At 70.0% G+C, this 1926-nt stretch carries 2 protein-coding genes; both read left to right on the top strand.

Annotation, left to right across the window (positions count from 1 at the left end; genetic code table 11):
* Nucleotides 1-195: 195 nt before the first annotated feature.
* Complete coding sequence (locus AC08ON_RS10125) at nt 196-1080, top strand: alpha/beta fold hydrolase (RefSeq protein WP_023840146.1); 885 nt, start codon at nt 196-198, stop codon at nt 1078-1080.
* A gap of 181 nt (nt 1081-1261) precedes the next feature.
* Nucleotides 1262-1834 carry a phage holin family protein gene (locus AC08ON_RS10120; protein WP_476606923.1) on the top strand — a complete coding sequence of 191 codons (573 nt, stop codon included), beginning with the start codon at nt 1262-1264 and terminating at the stop codon, nt 1832-1834.
* Nucleotides 1835-1926: the final 92 nt, after the last annotated feature.

Below are 1926 nucleotides of genomic sequence, written 5' to 3'. Positions count from 1 at the left end.
CCGACGCATCTACGCAGGCCAGTCCAGCATTACATGATCGCCGCTCCGCGGTGGCCGTCTCATCGCCAATCCGACAACACGGCCGCGAACGGCCTGAACGCAGGCCTGGCGGTGTTGTATCAGGGGTGGGACACGTCGCCGCGGCCGGCGACGATGGAACCACCCGCCCGACGAACCGAACGGCAGAGACCTGGGATGGATGACGAAGCACCGGCCTGGTTCGAGGCCGCCCTTGACCACCGACCGGAGCGGCACGAGACCGAGGTGGCGGGCGCGACTATCAGTTACCGCTGCTGGGGCAGGGGCGGTCGGCCGGCGATCGTGCTGGTCCACGGTGGTGCCGCCCACGCGGGCTGGTGGGACCACATCGCGCCGATGATTCCGCGGGAGTACCGCGTCATCGCGCTGGATCTGTCCGGCCACGGTGACAGCGACCGGCGCGAGGACTACTCGCTCAGTACCTGGGCGGCCGAGGTGATCGGTGTCATCGACCACGCCAAGGTCGCCTCGCCCCCGATCATCATCGGGCACAGCATGGGCGGCTGGGTGACGATCACCACCGCAGCCCAGTACCCGGACCGGGTCGCCGGCATCGTCGTCGTCGACTCCCCCGTGCAGGAGTTCACCCCGGAGGAACGGGCGGCCCGGGACCGGACGGCGTTCGGCCCGCTGCGGGTGTATCCGACAGCGACCGACGCGCTGGCCCGGTTCCGGGCGGTGCCGGAGCAGCCCTACGTGCTGCCGTTCATCATCGATCACGTCGCCCGGGGTTCGATCGGGTCGGTCCAGGGCGGCTGGACGTGGAAGTTCGACCCGAAGGTGTTCGGCAACCGGACCCCGTCGCCCGAGGTACTACGCAAGGTGCACTGCCGGGTCGCGCTCTTTCGGGCCGAGAAGGGCCTGCTCACCCCCGACATCGGTGTCCAGATGTACAACCTGCTCGGGCGGGTGGCACCGGTGATCGAGATCCCGCTCGCCGGCCATCACGTCATGCTCGATCAGCCGTTGCTGCTGGTCACCGGGATCCGGACGATCCTCGCCGACTGGGAGCACTCCTCCCCGCAGGAACGGGTGGACTGACGACCGGGTGCGCCGGTCGCGGGCGCGGGAGCCCGGCGGAAAGCGGACGAGACGGTAATTCGTCCCAGGTGGCGCGACTGCCGGGGTTAAGCCGCCGATCCTAGGGAATCCGCAGATCGTACGTTGTTCCGCGGGTACGGCTACGCGGACGCCCCGCCAGGAGAAGCCGCAAGGAGAACCCATGAGGAGTGTGCACCGGCGGCAGTCGGGAACGATCGGTATTCCCTACCCGGACGATAGCGCCCCGTACGTGGCTGGTGCACGGGTGCGGACCTCATCGGATGCCACCCAGGCTCTCCGGGCCGCGCCGGGCCCGCCGGCCGCCGGGAGCACGAGCGGGGACCGCGGATCGACCGGCAACCACGGATCGACCGGGGGCCGCGAATCAACCGGGGAGCTGGTGTCCGGCGTCGTCTCGGACATCTCCACACTGTTCCGCCAGGAGCTCGCCCTCGCCAAGGCCGAGATGCGCGAGGAGGTGGAGAAGGCCGGCAAGGGCGCCCGCATGTTCGCCGTAGCGGGCGGCGCCGGTTACTTCACCCTGCTTTTCGCCTTGTTGGCCGTCATGTTCGGCTTGGGGGAGGTGATGGCGCTGGGCTGGGCCGCCCTCATCATCACTGTCGTCCTCGGCGTCGTCGCGGCCGTGCTGGCCATGAGGGGTCGTTCCACCGTGCGCGCGGTCCACCCCACTCCGGCGCAGACCGTGGAGACGCTGCGCGAGGACGTCCAGTGGGCGCAGGGCCGCCGCAGGTAGCGGGTAGTTCGTCCCCCACCACCCTCGGGTTCGTCCGCCCGCCCACCACCCCGTGTCGCCACTCCCGTGCCGCCCACCACCCCGTGTTTCCG

The sequence above is a fragment of the Frankia sp. CoWAU3 genome (assembly GCF_977971855.1).
Note: the sequence above shows the minus strand (reverse complement) of the source record. Positions and strands in the feature narration are given on the sequence as shown.

What these genes read in the sequence shown, in the direction of transcription:
- AC08ON_RS10125 (WP_023840146.1), top strand. Translation starts at nt 196, where the DNA reads ATGGATGACGAAGCACCGGCCTGGTTCGAGGCCGCCCTTGACCACCGA.
- AC08ON_RS10120 (WP_476606923.1), top strand. Translation starts at nt 1,262, where the DNA reads ATGAGGAGTGTGCACCGGCGGCAGTCGGGAACGATCGGTATTCCCTAC.